Source organism: Pseudoalteromonas sp. QJM3NY_22, assembly GCF_056173065.1.
In genome coordinates this window covers 3,055,905-3,073,983 of sequence record NZ_CM149655.1, presented here as the reverse complement: position 1 = coordinate 3,073,983, position 18,079 = coordinate 3,055,905, and the positions used below count along the sequence as shown (strand labels likewise).

Below are 18,079 nucleotides of genomic sequence, written 5' to 3'. Positions count from 1 at the left end.
CTGTTTGGGCTTAATCTAGTTCTAAAAACTTGCGTATCTCCGGTAATTTTTTCATACCGTCTTCATAGCCAATTTGCATTAAATGCTGGGTGTAGCGTTTTTCAAACAATAGATAACTGGTTAAGCTCGATTGCGAATGCTTTTTTACACCTATGGTACGTAGCAATACTTTAATAGCCCATGGCATATCGTTGTAATACTGCGCTGCAATGGCATTAAAATTTTGCGAAGGGTTAATTACAAACGTATCAATTTGTTTAAGCTCTTGATGTTTATCGCGTGCAGGTAATAGCCCTAGGGTTCGGTTAATACGGTCCAAACGTTCTAAATCCGATTGCATAGTGTCGGTAAATACACTGTCGAGTAAATGCCCTGCAACAGCAGAAAGCCCTGGGTAATGCGCAGAATAACCCGGTGGGTGTAATTCTTTAGGTTGATCTACCCCAATAATAAATATTTTTTCAGCCCCTAAATGAATCGACGGACTAAGCGGTGAAAGCTGATGTATAGAGCCATCACCAAAGTAATGGTTATAAATATTTACGCTAGGAAATACCATCGGAATGGCACTCGACGCCATTAAATGCTCAACATTAATGCGCGTAGCACGACCCTCGCGTTTAGCACGCTGCCAAGATGTTTGCGTATTAGATTGAAAAAATGCAACCGAGTCACCCGTTGTATAACTTGAGGCCGTAATAGACAGCGCATCTAAATAATTACGATGTAAATTGCGTTCAATGCGGTGTAAATCTAAAATTTCGTTTAATAAACTACGAAGAGGGCGATTATTTAGCAAGCTAGCAGGCGGGTGATTAATATGCTCCGACTGAAAGCTTGTTAAAATATTACGCGCAATATGACCAAATACACTTAAAAAGTCGCTTTTATACACCATAGAGGTTGAAAAGTTTTTCCAAACAGATTCGAGCTTTCGTACAGCTAAATGCACACACGAGGCGTAACATGCTAACGCTGCAGAATTAATTGCCCCAGCTGAGGTGCCATTTATTACCCTAAATGGTAATGGAGCTGTACGCGGCATGCTATGAGCGAGTGCTTTTAGTACGCCCACTTGGTAAGCAGCGCGTGCGCCACCACCTGTAAGTAACAAGGCTATTTTAGGTTTTTTGGGATCAACTTGCTTGATTTTCATATTGGTGGTTAAACTGTTCTACGTCTTTGCTTTATTTATTCACTGTAAGTCTTTAAGCTAGAAGAATCAAAGGATAACTGCCCTTATACTCATTACATTATTTAACTTTGCAATTTAGCGCTTAACCTTTGAGCTATTATTGCCGTGTTATTAAATGTCATAGTATGTGTGTCAGAATGAATTTAATCCACTTAGCGTATTCTAAGTGATATCGCATTTTAATTTTTTATGGAGTTCGTATGTCAGATAAACCAGAAGTGTCAGATGTTCAAAAACGTCCACCTAATAACAATCTTCTTTTTGCCGTTATTATTTTAATAGTCGTAGCATGCGCGGCTGCCTTCGTATTACTTAAACCAAGTGATGAAGAAGTAACACGCACAGAGGTAGAACCGCCAGCTAAAGAGCAGCCAATAATGGAGCTTAAACCAGAAATTGCTCCTATTATTGATACTCCTTCTGCAGTAAAACCAGAGGAACCTAAAGAACTTGAAGTGCCAACACAACGCGCTGTTGAGCCGGCCCCAAAAGTAGAACCATTAGTGACGCTCGACGAAAGTGACACGGTGGTTGTTGCTAAAATGGATGAGTACTTAAGTGATTCTGTGATGAGCTTAATGGTAACCGACGATGTGATTCGCCGTGGTGTTGTATTTATAGATAACATTGCCCAAGGCAAAATCGCCAAAAAGCATACACCTGTTATTAAGCCAGAAGAGAGTTTTAGCGTAACAGAAGGGGATATTTTAACGATTGATCCTAATAGCTATGAGCGTTATACACCGTATGTAAAAGTATTCACCAGTATGAGTGCAGCTCAAGCAGTGCGTATGTACGAAGAATATAAACCGCTTATTAATAGTGCATATACTGAAATAGGTTATGGCGATGATGAGTTTAATCAAACCCTAACCGATGCAATTGATTTGTTACTTGATACGCCAGAACCTGAGGGCGACTTACCATTACTTCGTAATTCAGTAACATATCAATACGCATTTTCAGAGTGGGAGCAATTACCAGCTGCACAAAAACAATTTTTACGCATGGGCCCTGAGAACATGAAAAAAGTAAAAGCAGCATTACGTAATATTAAAACTCAGTTAGAGAGCAATTAATACGCATTAAAACAGCTAAATGCATCGCGATTGTATATGAAGTATGCAATCGCACTTTCTTTTTAGATTATCCCTTGAATAACAGAGCAAAAGTAGAGATAATCCCCCCGCGCCAACCAAGGCCCTCAATGGTAGTCTTATTGGTCCTCTCGCAACACTAGCAGGCGAACCTGGTCAGGCCCGGAAGGGAGCAGCCACAGTTTGTGACGTGTGTGCCGAGATGTGGCTGGTAAGACTGCCACCCAAATTCCTCATTTGGGTGTTGTTTGAAGTATAAGTTGACATATTTGTACTAAAAGATGGCATAAATTGGAAGTATAAGGTGGCATAGTCTAGTATTTAACCAAATGGTTAGATGGTTGACTCACATGTACAGAAGAAAACTCAAACACTCTCGTGTTAAAAACCTCCATAAATTTGCTAGTCAAAAAAATAAATCTACCTGTTTAGTTGAATCCTCTTTAGAGTTTGATGCTTGTTTCCATTTTGAATTTTCACCATCAATAGCCGCATTTGAAGCACAACCACTCGGTTACGAATATGAGTTTGATAACCGTACTTGCCGTTACACACCTGACTTTTTACTTACCCACACAGACGGCACGCAAAAATTTATCGAGGTAAAACCACAAAGCAAAATTGCCGACGAAGACTTTCATGCACGTTTTATTGAAAAGCAAACCATAGCAAAACAAGATGGACGTGATTTAATACTGGTTACTGATAAGCAAATCCGTGTATACCCAACACTCAATAACTTAAAGCTTTTACATCGCTATTCTGGTTTTCAGTCTTTAACAGAGCTGCAAGCATCGGTGCTAGAACTTGTTAAGCAATACGGCTCTATTAAAGTGGGCCAGTTAGTTAGCTTTTTAAAAGTAACTGCCGGTGAGCTACTTGCTACGGTGCTACGCTTATTATCACTAGGGCAGTTATTTGCCGACTTAACTACAAATGAAATATCAATAGAAACAGCAATTTGGTCTAACAATGTTTAATGACGGTTTGTTTGAAGATGAATTTAACCAGCCATTACCAAAAGTAGAAACCAAACCACCTCAAAATTACGCCAAAGACTTACAAGCCCTACCTGAAAAAATAAAAACCACAACGTTTGCTAAGCTTAAATATATTCAATGGCTTGAGGCTAATATTCAAGGCGGTTGGACACAAAAAAACCTTGAGCCTTTATTAAAACTAATGCCAGAAGCTGAGGGTGAAAAAAAGCCCAGTTGGAGAACCGCCGCACGATGGTATAGCGTTTATACCAATGCGGATAAAAATATAATGGCGCTAATACCAAGCCACCAAAAAAAAGGGAACAGGGAGCGTGATACAGCCACCGATAAGTTTTTTGAAAAAGCGCTTGAGCGTTACTTAGTAAAAGAAAAGCCTTTTGTGTCTACGGCTTACAAGTTTTATAAAGACTTAGTGACTATCGAAAATGATAATGTTGTAGGTATTGATTTAAAACCTCTGACATATAAAGCGTTTAAAAATAGAATAGATAACTTACCGCAATACGACGTGATGGTTGCTCGTTATGGCAAGCGCCTTGCTGATATTGCTTTTAATAAAGTAGATGGGCATACACGGCCTACCCGAATACTCGAAAAAGTTGAAATTGACCATACACCGCTTGATCTCATTCTATTAGATGATGAGCTACATATCCCGCTTGGTCGGCCGACACTCACCATGTTAGTCGATGTGTATAGCCATTGTATTGTTGGCTATTACTTTAGCTTCAGTGAGCCTAGCTATGATGCAGTAAGGCGAGCAATGCTAAATGCGATGAAACCTAAAAGTGAAGTGGCAAAACTATACCCCGATAGTATTAATGAGTGGAAGTGTGCTGGCAAAATTGAAACTCTCGTAGTTGATAATGGCGCTGAATTTTGGAGTAACAGCCTTGAACTTGCTTGTGAAGAAATAGGCATTAATACTCAATATAACCCTGTTGCAAAGCCGTGGTTAAAACCGTTTGTAGAACGTATGTTCGGCATAATTAATACTGAATTATTAGATCCTGTTCCTGGTAAAACCTTTTCTAACATTTTACAAAAGCATGAATACAATCCCAAAAAAGATGCAATCATGCGCTTTACGACCTTTATGCAGTTATTTCATAAATGGGTAGTAGACGTTTACCATCAAGATGCCGACAGCCGATTTAAGTACATACCAAGCCAATTATGGGATCAAGGCTTTAATACGTTACCACCAACAGTGCTGAGTAATGATGATCTTCAACAGCTAGATGTTGTGCTCAGTATTTCAAATCATCGGGTGCTCCGTAAAGGTGGAATAAGGCTAGAAAACTTAAGCTACGACAGTACTGAACTGGCCAATTATAGAAAGCAATTTAGCCATAAAGTATCTCAAGACGTTTTAATTAAATCTTGAATTCAAGTATTAAGTGCAATCATTATGCAGCCACCAGAACTTCTGATTGCCCCGTAAATAACTCATGAGGGGTTTTATACCCTCTTGTTTTTCTTGGCCGATGGTTGAGCTTATCAACTGCCGCCTGTATTTCTGCTTCACTTAGCGACATAAAGTCAGTTCCCTTGGGGAAGAAGCGTCTAAGTAAGCCGTTGGTATTCTCATTTATGCCCCGCTCCCATGATGAATATGGGTGAGCGAAATACACATCCGCTTCTAATTTTTGTGCAACATGCTCATGGTGAGCAAACTCTTTTCCATTATCTAAAGTCACGGTAATAACCTTACCTTTATAGGGTGATGAGATGGACGCTCCCCTAAACGGCGTCAATGCGCCAAACTGGTTAACTCACACTCAGTTAAAGGGAACGTCCATCATGAAAATTAGCACATTATCAATTGATTTGGCAAAAAATGTATTCCAAGTCGCTGGCTTTAATCATCATCACAAAAGAGAATGCAATAAACGCTTAAACAGACCTAAACTCAACGCCTTCATGGCAAATGCCCCACCGTGTCGCGTGGTGATGGAAGCCTGTTATTCTTCCCACTACTGGGGGAGAGTATTTACGTCTTACGGTCATACCGTTGACCTTATTCCTGCACAACACGTTACCCCCTTTGTTCGCGGCAATAAAAATGATAGTAACGATGCCCTTGCTATCTATGAAGCAAGCTTACGCCCTAATATTAAATTCGTTCCTATTAAAACCGAAGCTCAGCAAGAAATACTCATGCTCCATAAGATACGTGAGCGACTTCTGCAAAACAGGATTGCTGCAACCAACCAATTACGCGGTTTATTGGTCGATTTTGGGTATGTATTTCCTGTCGGTATTAAGGCGTTTCAGCAAGGGATAATTGCGTTAGAAAGTGATTCTGAGCTTCGCCCTCAGCTGCGCATTATGGTGAGTGATATTTACACTGAGTACAAAACCCTTGTTAAACGCATTAAAGCTATTGAAGCGATGCTTACTGCACACGTTGAACGGGATACAAACGCTAAAATACTTCACTCCATTCCTGGCGTGGGTGTACTCAATGCCTCTGCTTATGCAGCATCAATCGGGAACGGTCAGGCATTTAAGAGCGCAAAAGAACTCGGGGTGTGGCTAGGATTAACACCTAAACAATATGCGTCAGGCGATAAAAGTAAAATGTCTGGTATTACTAAGCGCGGCAACAGTTACCTACGAAAACAACTTATTCACGGTGCTCGCGCCCTTATCGCCAGAAGCCACCATAAAACAGATGCGCTAAGCCAGTGGATAAATCAATTACGCGAGAAAAAACACTTTAATTGTGTGGTGGTCGCCACCGCACACAGATTGGCTCGACTGATGTGGATATTGCTGACCAAGCAAACTCTCTACTCACCTCAGTTTGTGCAAAATACACAGAAGGATGCTTAATTATGCGTATTTTACACGCCAATCACACCCGAGTTTACGACTTAAGACAGCCTGGTTATGACATAGGTTTTAAAACCTGAGTGGGTGTTTGGGCACTTAAGTCGTAACATACACTTATCCTGTATGTACTTCACTTATAATGAAATAAAAAGCGCACGCTAACCAAGGTTAACCAGATAAAGACACGAGATTTAATCTCGCTTGGGTGAATATTTTTTAGGTCCCTTGGTACGAAGCTCATTAGGAGCATGGCGCATGATAACCATGACACCATAGCTCGAATATATGTCAGTACCTTTGCTTTTCAGCAAGCTTGTGACGCATCATTACTGTGATATGAGATACGTGATAATAGAATAAAGGCATCAATTTTGATGTTTATACATTAGCTCGTCTTGACTTCAAGGGAGCGTCCATATATGTCATACACTTGATCAGCGCATCGGCTGTTATTTTCGCATGCTTGCTTTCAATTCTGTGAACGACTGTATATAACGTTTTACGTTCAACCATTGTAACAAGGGCATTTTTACGCCCTTTGCCTATCACTGTATCGCCCTCCCAATCACCAATCCTAGACTTTGAATCCACAATACTTGGGCGTTCATCAATACTGACTCGATTAACTATCTGTCCACGTTTATCGTAGCTTCCATAGCGTTTTTTATACTTTTTACATGCACGAGTGAGTGTCTTATGTAGTTCACCACCACGAGCCTTGTCTCTGTAAATATATTGATAAATCGTTTCATGATGCAAAACGACCTTTTTCTCTAAAGCTAAGCGGCCTGCCACCTGCTCTGGCGAAAGTCCGTCAACCAACAATTTATTAATCCAGTCAGTAACATCATCTGTTAACTTACTTGCTTTGAAAGATGACTTGCGTCTTTGCTCTGCAAAATTATTGGCTTGGTTAGGTCGATAGCCTTTAAGCCCTTTATTGCGTTTTAACTCTCTAGAGATAGATGACGGTGAACGAGTGAGTTCATCAGCTATCTGTTTTTGGTTATTTCCTGCTTTTATTAACGCGTAAATCTGGTATCTTTCTGCTTGTGTCAGCTGTTTATATTTCATTAAAGCAATTTCCTTTGGCGAGAGAATGGCCGAATTATAACAGCTGGCCATCTAATCTGAGAAATTGCACTTATTATCCGAATTTAGGAATTAAACCCCGATGATATTTCTTATATATACGTTTACCTCGATAAGCTAGAGCATTACATAAAAGTGCCATGCATAGATCCAAACGGTTACACCCAAAATTTAAGTTTAAATCAGCATAAAATAAATATACGTATTCATCGCGATTTTATTTCGGGCTCTATCGATAATGTAGGCTTAGCAAAAGCGCGTATGTTTATTCATAATAAAATTCAAAACGAGTTTGAAGAGTTAAAAAATGCGCCAAAACACTCAAAAGTAAAAGGCGGTAAAGCATTAGCTAAGCATCAAAATGTTAGTAGCGACTCGCAGAAATCAATAGCTCAGAGCGAGCCAGTAGAACACAAAAAGGTTACACCTAAAGAGCAACCAACAGATAGCTGGGATGACTTTATTTCAGACTTAGATGGATTTTAATTATGCTGACCGACAAACAAAAAGAAAAGCTTAATGAATTTCGCGATGTATTTATTGAATACCCAATAATAAGCACGGTATTTAATGACTTTGACAGATTAAGACTTGGTAAAGGGCTAACAGGTGAAAAGCCTTGCATGCTGTTAAATGGCGATACAGGCACAGGTAAAACAGCACTAATAAAACAGTATAAAGAACGTCACTTACCGCAATTTATTAATGGAGTGATGAATCACCCTGTATTAGTCAGCCGCATACCTAGCAATCCGACACTAGAATCTACTTTAGCCGAGCTTCTTAAAGACTTAGGGCAAGTAGGCAGCACAGAGCGTAAGCTACGAATAAACGGCACTCGCTTAACGACATCATTAATAAAGTGCCTAAAAACGTGTGGCACAGAGCTGATAATTATTGATGAGTTTCAAGAGCTAATTGAGCATAACCAAGGTAAAAAGCGCCGCGAGATTGCCAACCGATTAAAATACATTAACGACGAAGCGGGTGTATCAATTGTATTGGTAGGTATGCCGTGGGCAGAAAAAATAGCAGACGAACCTCAATGGTCATCGCGTTTATTAGTAAGGCGTCAGCTGCCTTATTTTAAATTATCAGAAAACTCAAAGCATTTTGTGCAGTTAATAATTGGCTTAGCCAACCGTATGCCATTTACCGAAAAACCAAACTTAAGTGAGCAAGCAACAGTTTTTGCTTTGTTCTCATTATCAAAAGGCTGCTTTAGAACGCTCAAATACTTTTTAGATGATGCCGTACTTTATGCATTAATGGAACATTCGAAAACCCTCACAACCAAGCATTTAGTCAAAGCATTTGATGTACTCTTTCCTAATATTCCAAATTTATTTACCTTGCCAGTCGCAGAAATCGCAGCAAGTGAAGTCGAGTACTATTCACTATACAAACCTGAAAGCGCCCAAGATGAAGATCCGTTTATAGCGACTAGGTTTACAGACCGGATGCCTATTAGTCAGTTGTTGAGGAAGTGAAGGCAATTATGAAATCACGGTATATGTAAATAGTTTTTTAATTATCGAATTATTCGTATAAAGAATATCAGGAATAAATTGTTCTACACATATGCCTTGTAGCGGTACACGCCAATGCATGAACTGATGGTAATGAGCATTGCAGATGTGCGTAATATAACAAGTGTCATGATGAGCTTTATTTATAATCGGAAGTAAAACAAGGGGCTATTAAGTTCCTTATTTTATAAGACTATTAAACAAATTTTTCATTTCAGCGTCAGAATAGTTTTTGAGCATGTGATCTGAGTTTTGGACATCCGATGGCTTCTTAGTTGTACTTTCCGCTTCTTCAATTTCTGAGGCCATTGAGTCTAAAAGCGTGATGACGTCATCTGTACTGTATTTTGTTATATCAGTTATTTTTTTGAAGCTTTCAAGGTATAGATCTACATCGTACAGATCTTCCAGATATGCATTGCCGTTTTTTACGTTTAGTATTTCATCAGAAATTAAACCATTAATGGTTACTTGGACTTTACTGGTGAAAGACTCGGGCATGAATTCATATAAATACTCGATAGTAGATACGAGATCCTCTATGTCCATGTTTAAACTCAATAAATGGCATATTTTGTTCTCAATCAAGGTAAGTAACGCTATTTTCTGTTGGCTACTGATATCCTCTATTTCCAATATCTCAGCATGTATTTCTGGAAGGTTTCTAGAGTCACGGGAAACATCTAGAGCCAGATTGTCTGCAAGTAATAATGATGTGATCGCCTCGATGGTCTTTATGTCTGAGGTGTCAAAAAATATATTAAGAAGTAGGCTAATTCTATCTGAAAGATAGAGATCATAGTTTTTATAGGTAGTGTACTCATTTTCTTGTTCTACTAAGGAAACAGGTGAAGAAAGAAACAGTGGGAACAAGCTTTCATACTTAAACGTACTAGCTTTTAGGTTTAGTCGATTTGTAGTGGTACAGTGATTTTGGCCACCCATTAAGAAAGAAATGTTATGCTAATAAGCATACAAATTTGGGTGAAAAAATGACGAAATTAAAACGCGCAACATATTCAGCGGCAATTAAATTAGAAACGGCTCAGCTTGTAGTAGACCAAGGTTATACGCAAGAAGATGCAGCCAAAGCGATGGGTGTTGGTAAATCAACCGTCAGTAAATGGGTAACTCAATTAAAGCAAGAACGTAATGGTCAGACACCCTTAGCTTCACCAATGACGCCCGAAAAAATTGAAATCCGTGAGCTTAAAAAGCAAATCCAACGCATTGAATTAGAAAAGGATATATTAAAAAAGGCTACCGCTCTCTTGATGTCCGACTCCCTGAACAATTCTCATTAATTGAGAAATTAAATCAACGAGAGCGTTATCCAATTAGCGTGCTATGTAGTGTATTCAATGTGCATCGTAGCAGCTATAAATACTGGGCCATACGGGATACAACGCCGACACCTGAGCAAGTAAGGTTAGAGGCTGAAGTAAAAGCAATACATGCGATGAGTGGTGGTTCAGCAGGGGCACGGACAATCGCAGCGATAGCAACGAACAATGATTTTGAATTGAGCCGTTATCGTGCAGCTAAGCTAATGGTTAAATTAAAGCTTGAGAGCTGCCAAGTACCTCAACATTCATATAAACGCGGTGGTAAAGAACACCTTGAAATCCCAAACCTGCTTGATAGACAGTTTGATGTTGTTGAGCCGGATACCGTGTGGTGCGGTGATGTGACGTATATTTGGACAGGCAATCGCTGGGCTTATTTAGCCGTGGTTATTGATTTATTTGCACGCAAAGTGGTTGGCTGGGCAATGTCGTTGTCACCAGATACTAATTTAACGCTAAAAGCGCTTGAACTCGCGTATGAAAGCAGAGGAAAACCGACAGGACTGATGTTCCATTCAGACCAAGGTAGCCATTATACAAGTTTAAAATATCGCCAACGTTTATGGCGCTATAAAATCACACAAAGTATGAGTAGACGTGGAAATTGTTGGGATAATGCGCCAATGGAGCGATTTTTTAGAAGCTTTAAGACGGAATGGATGCCAAAGATTGGATATGGAAACTTTATAGACGCTAAATATAGCGTAAGTGATTACATAAATGGATATTACAACAATGTTAGGCCGCATCATTATAATGCCGGTTTAGCACCAAATGAATCTGAGGTTAGATATCAAGATTCTAAAACTGTGGCCAAAATTAGTTGACCACTACACCCGTAATCCCGTCCAAAACGCCAATTAAAACAACACCAAACACTTTTTTATATGTTACGTAAAAATACAGTAATCAATTGAACCAAAATAGGAACTCAGCTATGGTCTATTTATCAATAAAAATAAATAAAAAACGAGTTAATCTACAGGCTCGTTAGTTTTTTTGGGAGTTTATAGTGAAACTTTTTATATTAGGTGCTGGTGCTTCCAAAGCGTATGGAGACTCTAAAACAGGAATAAGAATGCCAATTGCTTGTGATTTTTTTGAAACATATGACAAGCTAGAGATACCAAATAATTTATGGGTATTACAGGGGCAAATTCATTTATATATTACGAATAAGTATGGTATTGATCCATATTCTTATCTTCGTAAAGGTATAGATATAGAAGATTTTCATTCATCTATTGAAGAAGATATACAAATTGAACTTGATGCAGGAAACAAAAATGAATCAATGTTTCACCAAATGTCTTATAATGAGTTAATTTATTTATTTTCATTTGTGATTAATGAGATTCAAAATGGACCTATTTCAAAGCCTCATTTAAAACTAGTAGAATCAGTTTCCAAAAATGACGTGATAGCTACATTTAACTGGGATACATTAATTGAACGAGCTCTAGAGCACACATCAAATTGGAATGTGAATCAAGGGTATAGCTTCAGTCCTAAATCTGTTTATAGGAACGGTTGGGACGACTCAGTTAACAGATCAAACAATGAAATGGTTCAATTGTTAAAACTTCATGGGTCAACAAATTGGTTAACAATTCATCCAAATATGCTTGATGGTTTTACAACTCTAAATCGACTTGTGAAACCCGAAGACGTATATGTATATGAGTTGACAGAGGAGCCTTATCCATGCCACCGAGGACGCTTTATGGGAGGTTATGGACGTTTTTCTTATGGGTATTATCCTGTAAATTTAGATATGGTCGCATATGATCCAGATGGGCAAAAAATTGAATTTGTTAGCCAACCTAAACCGCACTTCGAAAAAGGGAAAGCACCTCGAGATGGCGTGCCGACAATTCCATTGATTATTCCTCCTGTTAAACAAAAGAAATATGATCAATATGGAGAGTTGTTTGGTTCACTTTGGTCTAAAACATCAGAAGCAATTCAAAAGGCTGATGAGATAATTCTTATTGGCTATTCATTTCCTAAAACAGATATAAAGAGTACTCAGCTTTTTATACAGTCATTCATGAAAAGAGTTAACAAACCAAAAATTAAAATATTAGACCCTAATCCTGAAAAAATAGCAGAGAAATTCATTTATGAATTTGGTTTTACCGAAGCTGAAGTTCAAGTCTATAAAGATTATTTTTCTGAAGACTTTGATATTGAAGCGTTAATAAAAAACTAACAACACGCCCTGAGGTGGACAGCAAGCGCTAAAGCTCACTTTCCACCGCAAATTTTAACAGCGATGATCCCTTACTTTTCAATGCGGTTAAGTAAGTTGATTCATCTTAGGGCGTATGTGTTTTCCAGCATCTAAATAGGATTCGTATCCACTTAAATGCCAATGGAGGCTGTAGAATTACTCTTTTTAAGAAAAAAGCCTGTTTTATGGTTTCCAGATGATTAACTAATGCTTTAAAAGTGCTTAGCGTTAATTACAGGAACTCGATTTTTAATTGGATTTTGCTGTTGGAGTTATTCTACAGCCTCGTTATATACCCTTAGAGGTTCCAGACATGAAGAATACTGCTGAACTTTCTGAATGCCGTAAATACAGATATGCACTATGGAGAACATGGGATACAACAAAACCAATAGTTATGTTTATTGGTTTAAATCCATCGACGGCAGATGAAAATAATGATGATCCAACACTAATTCGTTGTATAAATTTTGCTAAATTTTGGGGTTACGGTGGTGTATGCATGTCTAATTTATTTGCATACAGAGCAACCGAACCACGAGATATGAAATCAGCTAAAGATCCTATTGGTTCAAATAATGACGCTTGGCTTACAAAATTATCCAATGATGCACAATTAGTTATTGGTGCATGGGGTAATGACGGTTCTTTTTTAAAGCGTTCTAAACAAATTTTGGAACTAATGCCTAGGGCGTGTTGATCTTTGCGGTATAAAAAACAAACAGCATAAGGATAAGGTATAATTGAATTCGCTAAAAAACGTTACACCGAACCCTCATGCCAAGATTAATGTTAACAGACGCGACATGGAATGTCTTATCAAAAGTAATGCACTTAAGTGGTCGAATTTATAATAAGCCTGAGCATAGAAAAACGCTCGAAGGCATACTCTATAAGATGCGTACCGGTATTCCTTGGCGAGATTTACCGTCTTATTTCGGCTCGTGGAGTGCTATTTATAGACGATTTAATTTATGGTCCAAAAAAGATATTTTGAATGAATTATTTCGAGTGTTATCCCACTATGCTGATATGGATTGGATCTTTATTGATGGCAGTATTGTCAGGGCTCACCAGCATAGTTGCGGTGCAAGAACCGCTGACAATGAATCAATCGGTAAGAGTCGAGGTGGTAATTCGACTAAAATTCATCTTGCAGTAGATAGCGGAGGATTGCCTGTTTATTATGAATTATCCTGTGGAAATACGCATGATATCGTCCATGCAGAGTCACTTGTAGCCAATTGCCCAACGAGTAATGTTGTTGTCGCAGATAAAGGCTACGATAGTGAAAAACTAAGAGAGTTTATTCGTGACAATAGCGCTACACCCGTTATTCCACGCAAGGATAACAGTTTAGTGGGTAATGAAGATATTGACTGGTGCATGTACAAATATAGGCACTTAGTTGAGAATGCCTTTGGTCGGATCAAACAATATAGAGGGATAGCCACACGGTATGAAAAGCTTGAGCGGAATTATCATTCCATGCTCGCTTTAGCATTCACTATGATGTGGCTACCAATATGGGCTGATTAATATATATACTACAAAGATCAACAGCCCCTAACTTAAATTATTTGTAACTATTCAGCCACATTTTCAATAAATATATCAGGTAACTGATTTTTGAAGAGTAATTCAAGGGCTAGGCTTGCTGATACATGCTGTTTTCTGCAAGTCGAGAGGTAGCTTCTGATTAAACAAAACATCTCTGCACCTTGCATGCTTCTGAAGCACCCAGATATCTTTTGATGAACCTTGGTCATCCTAATATCATTCTCACCTTGGTTGTTGCTAAAAGGCACCGCCGTTTCCGTCATGAACCGTAAGACATCATCTTGATAACCTCTTAACCGCTCTAACAACGCTCTAGACTTTGTTCGTTTCAATCTGCCTCGCTGGCCTTTTACTCGGCTGTTTCTATCCGGTGGAGGGCATTTAATGTCACCTTGAGCCAATATTTGTTGATATTTCTCTATATAGTGAGCTTTTGTGTCTGCATCTAGCTCGGGGTTATCTATTTGATGTTTATTGATTTCAGTCAGTAGGGTTTGCAAATCCTTTGCCCATTGCATACCGTCTTGCTCCCATGCCCTTTCTAACTCTCGGATATGATGTGCATTACACAAGGCATGTTGGCACTGTGTATATTGATAATACGGTTTCCAGTGGTCGTGGCATAGTACCCCAGTAAAGTGAGGTAAAATATCGGCGTCATCCATCGCTATTTTCCCTCTTTTCTCATGCGGGTAAAAATACGTCCACCACGTCGTTGATGCACCATGAAGCCATCGTCGTTTACCACCTATATTAATCCCCGTTTCATCAACGTGTAAGGCTTGATAAGTCGTTTTCAGGGCTTTCTTGAGCGCGGCTTCTGCGCCGGAGGACTTTACCAAGGCCGCTGCTTGTTCATTAAAGTTAAATAAACTACCCGCACTGATTGGAATACCGAGTTGATCACAAAAATATTCTTCAATGCGGTTGTAAGGGAGTAATTGATATTGGGATAGGTAAACTGCATGGGCTTTTACACCAACCCCATATTGAATAGGACTGTTAACGTCTTCTGGAAATTCACCAATAAAACGCTTACCTTGCTCATTTTCCAGAATTTGTGCTTGGTATTCAGTGACCACTTTCCTGATATCTATATCGACAACCTGTCGTTTTTGAAAGCCAATTTCACGGTAGTGACCTTTCGGTAAAAAATCACGTTCAACTAGGATGATTTTGATCTCATCAGGCGTCTGTGTTTGGGTTAGTGTTTTACCTGCACGGCCTTTTTGACCACCCGCTGACTTGGCTGATTTCTCTTTGTTTTGTTTTTTTCGGTTGATGTCTTTTGATGGCGGGATACTGCTATTGTTACTGTTAAGTCCTAATTTACTTGCTAACATAACAACGACAACCAGAATGAGTTCAATAGACATCTTCAGCGCAGGCGTGAGAGTTTTACCTTCTTGTAATTGAGCTTTGGTTTTCTCAACGATTTCGTCGATGTTGATGCTGTTTAAATTCATTGAAGCTAGGGCTATTAGGTCATAGCCCTAGCTTGGCATACTGGCGGGATCGGTCAATAGTTAAAAAAGATCCTTTGAAAATAATTTACCATGGTGAATAGTTACTATTTTATTTTTTAATAAATTTACTTGAAAACAATTTTACCGTCCATATATAGTTAAGTAGGACGCCTGATGGGTCCTAAATTAAACTTAAACAATTGAAATTTATAGTATTAATTATACTTTGCTTGAGCTTGTTCAATAGAAAAGCACATGCAAAATATCGCTTAAATATGAGGATATTATTATGCGTACAGTAGATTTATCACCACTTTATCGTTCATTTATCGGCTTCGAACATTTAGCATCACTTATGGATGCGGCAGCAAGTACAGACAAGCAGCCAAGTTTTCCTCCTTATAACATTGAAGCGCTTGATAAAGACAAATACAGAATTACTATGGCCGTTGCTGGTTTTAGTGATAACGAGTTGACCATTGAGTCAGAAAACAACACGTTGAAAGTCGCCGGTACTAAGGCTAATAAAGATGAGAATAATGAACGTAAGTTTATTCATCAAGGTATAGCGGAGCGTAACTTTGAGCGTAAATTTCAGCTTGGCGATCATGTAAAAGTACTTGGTGCAGATTTAGCTAACGGCTTATTGAGCATAGAGCTTCAGCGTGAAATCCCAGAAGCACTTAAACCTCGTAAAATTCAGATAGGGCAAGGTCATTTAATCGAAGATAAATAAACCCTGTTTAACCTTAGTTTCCCCTGATTGTTTAGCCGTCTCGCTTGAGACGGCTTTTTTTATGCAATAGAGTTTTAAATGGTCTTGAATCTAGAACGTTCTCTTAGTCTTGGCTAATTAACCTGAACTCTGGATAATAAATCTATCTCAAGCAGCTATTTTCAGCGCTAACTACGTTGAATTTACTGGCAATAGGCTAGCTATTGACGCGTAAATTCGCCTTGTTTTCACTGAAAATCTCTTGCTAGAGAAAATAAATTTAAATATCACTATTATTCAATACGTTAGTAAATATCTTGACCAGAGTTCAGGCTAATTAAGTGCTTTTGTGTTTTTTTCAGCAGAGCAATTTTATCAATCGCTTCTTGAAGCTGCTCTTGCTTCATTCCTTGTTTACGCCCTTTAGCAAGTAAGTTTTCTAGCGTTGCTACTTTGCTATTAACAGCACTTACAAAGCTACTTTCTAGTGCGCGCCGCTTCTCTTGTTGAAATTGTTCGTAGGCTTTATGGTCGTCTAAATCCCCCTTGTATTGAACACTGCTTAGTTTACTTTTATTTAGTGGGGGTAAGTAATTCGGTTCGGTAATTGCCTGTTGAGCATGCTCATTCAAGGTACTTTTTTTAATATTTGAAGAATGTACATCTTCAATTTTTTTTACGGTGTGTACTGTTTGCTTTATTGTAGGACGCTCATCTGTTGGTTGTTTAGTCGCTAGTACCATTTTTTTCTGCTCGGTGGAGCCAGATAAGTAGTATATGAGGGTGATGCCTAAAGACATTATAATGAGTGCCGGGAGCTTTATTTTCATAACTTAATCTCATTTTGTGTGTGCCACGCAGCCCACTTTTGCTGGTATTGCTGATGCGCATTTTGTAACGCCACAGACTTAATCGCTTGATAGCGAACTGTTTGGCCCGTTGCTGCAAAACATTTATATTCATAGTCACTAGTTAACACCACAACCCATAATCCCGTTGGCGAACGAATGACTTCAGAAAGCTCATTCTCATTTTGCGTAAATGCAAGTTGTACTACCCACTCTTTTTTATGCTCTCGATTGATATTATTATTAAATTTACTATAAATATCATTCATATTAGCCGCTTTTAAAGCAACTTTGAAAGTACTCTTTGCCACTTCATTTTTAAATTTAACCGCGTCATTTCTGTTTTTAAATTCAGCACCTTGGGCTGTTATTTGGTATAAATATTTGAAGCGACTTTTATTCTTTTGGTAATACTGATTTATTTGTTGTTCGGAAACTTGTTTTTCTAATTGTTCGAGTATCGGGCTTTGTCCATGCATCATGTCTTTTACGCCAAGCCAGCTTTGAATCGAAGGGCGTAAGATGTCACCTTGAGCAATGCTTATTAAATTATCAATGTTGATATCTTTTGCTTTAAACGCGTTGGTCGCTTTTTCTAAATTTATAAAATATTGATGCTTTTTAGCTATTTCTGTATGAAATAACTGGTTATCGCCTTGATGCAATCTAAACCGTATTTGCATAGAAAGTGGTTTAATGAAGTCATAAACAGACATTGCAGGAAACGCAAAATTTTCAAGTTTTACTAAATTTAATGTGTTTTTTTGCGTTTCAGAATATTGTCCATTCGCAGGATATTCACCTAATGTGTTCGTAAGCCAGCTGGCCGTAAAATGTTTAACATTATTAGAAGCTTCGATGCTCGGTGGTAAATGTAGTTGATTTATAAAAAGGTTATTTAGGTAGCGCTCTACATGGTAACCGGTGGTAAAACCGACATCAGACAAACGCGCTACCTTGTTGGGCATTAGGCGTTTTGCTTCACTTAGTAAAAATTGGTTCTCGTATAAACGATAACGTGTTTGCGAAAGACTAATGTCACTATTTTGCTGTTGATATATTTGATGCATCAACTGTATTTCAGCGGGTGTGTACTTTTCAACACTCGTAAATGCTTGGCTGCTGTAAAGCAGCCCAAACATTACTACACATAGGTAGA

General features: G+C 38.6%; 17 protein-coding genes, 1 other RNA gene and 2 pseudogenes. 12 read left to right on the top strand and 8 right to left on the bottom strand.

From position 1 onward, the window contains the following. Window positions 1-10: 10 nt before the first annotated feature. On the bottom strand, window positions 11-1,156 hold the full coding sequence (locus AC0VZ4_RS14050) for a patatin-like phospholipase family protein (RefSeq protein WP_475439961.1): 1,146 nt from the start codon (window positions 1,154-1,156) through the stop codon (window positions 11-13). A 239-nt stretch (window positions 1,157-1,395) separates the two neighbouring features. On the opposite strand from AC0VZ4_RS14050, the gene AC0VZ4_RS14045 reads away from it, so the two are divergent. From AC0VZ4_RS14045 to AC0VZ4_RS14030, 4 genes are all read left to right on the top strand, one after another. Beyond that, window positions 1,396-2,274, top strand: a complete 879-nt coding sequence (locus tag AC0VZ4_RS14045; RefSeq protein WP_475439960.1) for a DUF3014 domain-containing protein — start codon at window positions 1,396-1,398, stop codon at window positions 2,272-2,274. Between the two features lie 138 nt (window positions 2,275-2,412). Continuing rightward, window positions 2,413-2,509: signal recognition particle sRNA small type (ffs, locus tag AC0VZ4_RS14040), an RNA gene on the top strand. Window positions 2,510-2,642: 133 nt separating this feature from the next. Beyond that, the gene (locus AC0VZ4_RS14035; protein WP_475439959.1) at window positions 2,643-3,272 is read left to right on the top strand and encodes a Tn7 transposase TnsA N-terminal domain-containing protein; all 630 of its coding nucleotides are present in this window, start codon (window positions 2,643-2,645) and stop codon (window positions 3,270-3,272) included. Beyond that, the gene (locus tag AC0VZ4_RS14030) at window positions 3,265-4,680 is read left to right on the top strand and encodes a Mu transposase C-terminal domain-containing protein (protein WP_475439958.1); all 1,416 of its coding nucleotides are present in this window, start codon (window positions 3,265-3,267) and stop codon (window positions 4,678-4,680) included. Before AC0VZ4_RS14035 ends, AC0VZ4_RS14030 begins: the two co-directional genes overlap by 8 nt. A 22-nt stretch (window positions 4,681-4,702) precedes the next feature. Here the strand turns inward: AC0VZ4_RS14030 and AC0VZ4_RS14025 are convergent. Further along, window positions 4,703-5,017: pseudogene (locus AC0VZ4_RS14025) on the bottom strand (IS30 family transposase); the annotation flags it as partial. Between the two features lie 79 nt (window positions 5,018-5,096). On the opposite strand from AC0VZ4_RS14025, the gene AC0VZ4_RS14020 reads away from it, so the two are divergent. After that, window positions 5,097-6,131 (top strand): IS110 family RNA-guided transposase, encoded by a 1,035-nt coding sequence (locus AC0VZ4_RS14020; protein WP_033031807.1) that lies wholly within the window; start codon window positions 5,097-5,099, stop codon window positions 6,129-6,131. A 378-nt stretch (window positions 6,132-6,509) separates the two neighbouring features. On the opposite strand, the gene AC0VZ4_RS14015 is transcribed toward AC0VZ4_RS14020, so the two are convergent. Beyond that, window positions 6,510-7,256 (bottom strand): IS30 family transposase, encoded by a 747-nt coding sequence (locus AC0VZ4_RS14015; protein ID WP_475439957.1) that lies wholly within the window; start codon window positions 7,254-7,256, stop codon window positions 6,510-6,512. A 102-nt stretch (window positions 7,257-7,358) separates the two neighbouring features. Here AC0VZ4_RS14015 and AC0VZ4_RS14010 point away from each other — a divergent pair, with 102 nt between their 5' ends. Continuing rightward, a complete protein-coding gene (locus AC0VZ4_RS14010; RefSeq protein ID WP_475439956.1) occupies window positions 7,359-7,709 on the top strand; it encodes a hypothetical protein in 351 nt (116 codons plus the stop codon). 2 nt (window positions 7,710-7,711) lie between these two features. Next, window positions 7,712-8,713, top strand: a complete 1,002-nt coding sequence (locus tag AC0VZ4_RS14005; protein WP_475439955.1) for a TniB family NTP-binding protein — start codon at window positions 7,712-7,714, stop codon at window positions 8,711-8,713. Between the two features lie 219 nt (window positions 8,714-8,932). On the opposite strand, the gene AC0VZ4_RS14000 is transcribed toward AC0VZ4_RS14005, so the two are convergent. Then, entirely contained in the window at window positions 8,933-9,697 is a 765-nt protein-coding gene (locus tag AC0VZ4_RS14000) for a hypothetical protein (RefSeq protein WP_475439954.1), read from the bottom strand. Window positions 9,698-9,744: 47 nt separating this feature from the next. On the opposite strand from AC0VZ4_RS14000, the gene AC0VZ4_RS13995 reads away from it, so the two are divergent. Both AC0VZ4_RS13995 and AC0VZ4_RS13990 read left to right on the top strand, forming a co-directional pair. Next, a protein-coding gene (locus AC0VZ4_RS13995) for an IS3 family transposase (RefSeq protein WP_475439953.1) occupies window positions 9,745-10,925 on the top strand; the annotation gives its coding sequence in 2 pieces (ribosomal slippage) (window positions 9,745-10,003 and window positions 10,003-10,925; 1,182 coding nt in all). 185 nt (window positions 10,926-11,110) lie between these two features. Beyond that, a complete protein-coding gene (locus AC0VZ4_RS13990; protein WP_475439952.1) occupies window positions 11,111-12,310 on the top strand; it encodes an SIR2 family protein in 1,200 nt (399 codons plus the stop codon). A 28-nt stretch (window positions 12,311-12,338) separates the two neighbouring features. Here AC0VZ4_RS13990 and AC0VZ4_RS13985 read toward each other — a convergent pair. After that, window positions 12,339-12,473, bottom strand: a pseudogene (locus AC0VZ4_RS13985) (IS110 family transposase); the annotation flags it as partial. 171 nt (window positions 12,474-12,644) lie between these two features. On the opposite strand from AC0VZ4_RS13985, the gene AC0VZ4_RS13980 reads away from it, so the two are divergent. Both AC0VZ4_RS13980 and AC0VZ4_RS13975 read left to right on the top strand, forming a co-directional pair. Then, window positions 12,645-13,031, top strand: a complete 387-nt coding sequence (locus tag AC0VZ4_RS13980) for a DUF1643 domain-containing protein (RefSeq protein ID WP_475439951.1) — start codon at window positions 12,645-12,647, stop codon at window positions 13,029-13,031. A 77-nt stretch (window positions 13,032-13,108) separates the two neighbouring features. Then, complete coding sequence (locus AC0VZ4_RS13975) at window positions 13,109-13,870, top strand: IS5 family transposase (protein ID WP_475439610.1); 762 nt, start codon at window positions 13,109-13,111, stop codon at window positions 13,868-13,870. Between the two features lie 47 nt (window positions 13,871-13,917). On the opposite strand, the gene tnpC is transcribed toward AC0VZ4_RS13975, so the two are convergent. Continuing rightward, on the bottom strand, window positions 13,918-15,357 hold the full coding sequence (tnpC, locus tag AC0VZ4_RS13970) for an IS66 family transposase (RefSeq protein ID WP_475439950.1): 1,440 nt from the start codon (window positions 15,355-15,357) through the stop codon (window positions 13,918-13,920). A 289-nt stretch (window positions 15,358-15,646) separates the two neighbouring features. Here tnpC and AC0VZ4_RS13965 point away from each other — a divergent pair, with 289 nt between their 5' ends. Then, window positions 15,647-16,093: an Hsp20 family protein gene (locus AC0VZ4_RS13965; RefSeq protein ID WP_007378511.1), complete on the top strand. Its 447-nt coding sequence runs from the start codon at window positions 15,647-15,649 to the stop codon at window positions 16,091-16,093. Between the two features lie 284 nt (window positions 16,094-16,377). On the opposite strand, the gene AC0VZ4_RS13960 is transcribed toward AC0VZ4_RS13965, so the two are convergent. Both AC0VZ4_RS13960 and AC0VZ4_RS13955 read right to left on the bottom strand, forming a co-directional pair. Further along, complete coding sequence (locus tag AC0VZ4_RS13960) at window positions 16,378-16,902, bottom strand: hypothetical protein (RefSeq protein ID WP_475439949.1); 525 nt, start codon at window positions 16,900-16,902, stop codon at window positions 16,378-16,380. Continuing rightward, on the bottom strand, window positions 16,899-18,062 hold the full coding sequence (locus AC0VZ4_RS13955) for a peptidyl-prolyl cis-trans isomerase (RefSeq protein WP_475439948.1): 1,164 nt from the start codon (window positions 18,060-18,062) through the stop codon (window positions 16,899-16,901). The genes AC0VZ4_RS13960 and AC0VZ4_RS13955 overlap by 4 nt, the downstream gene beginning before the upstream one ends. Between the last annotated feature and the right edge of the window lie 17 nt (window positions 18,063-18,079).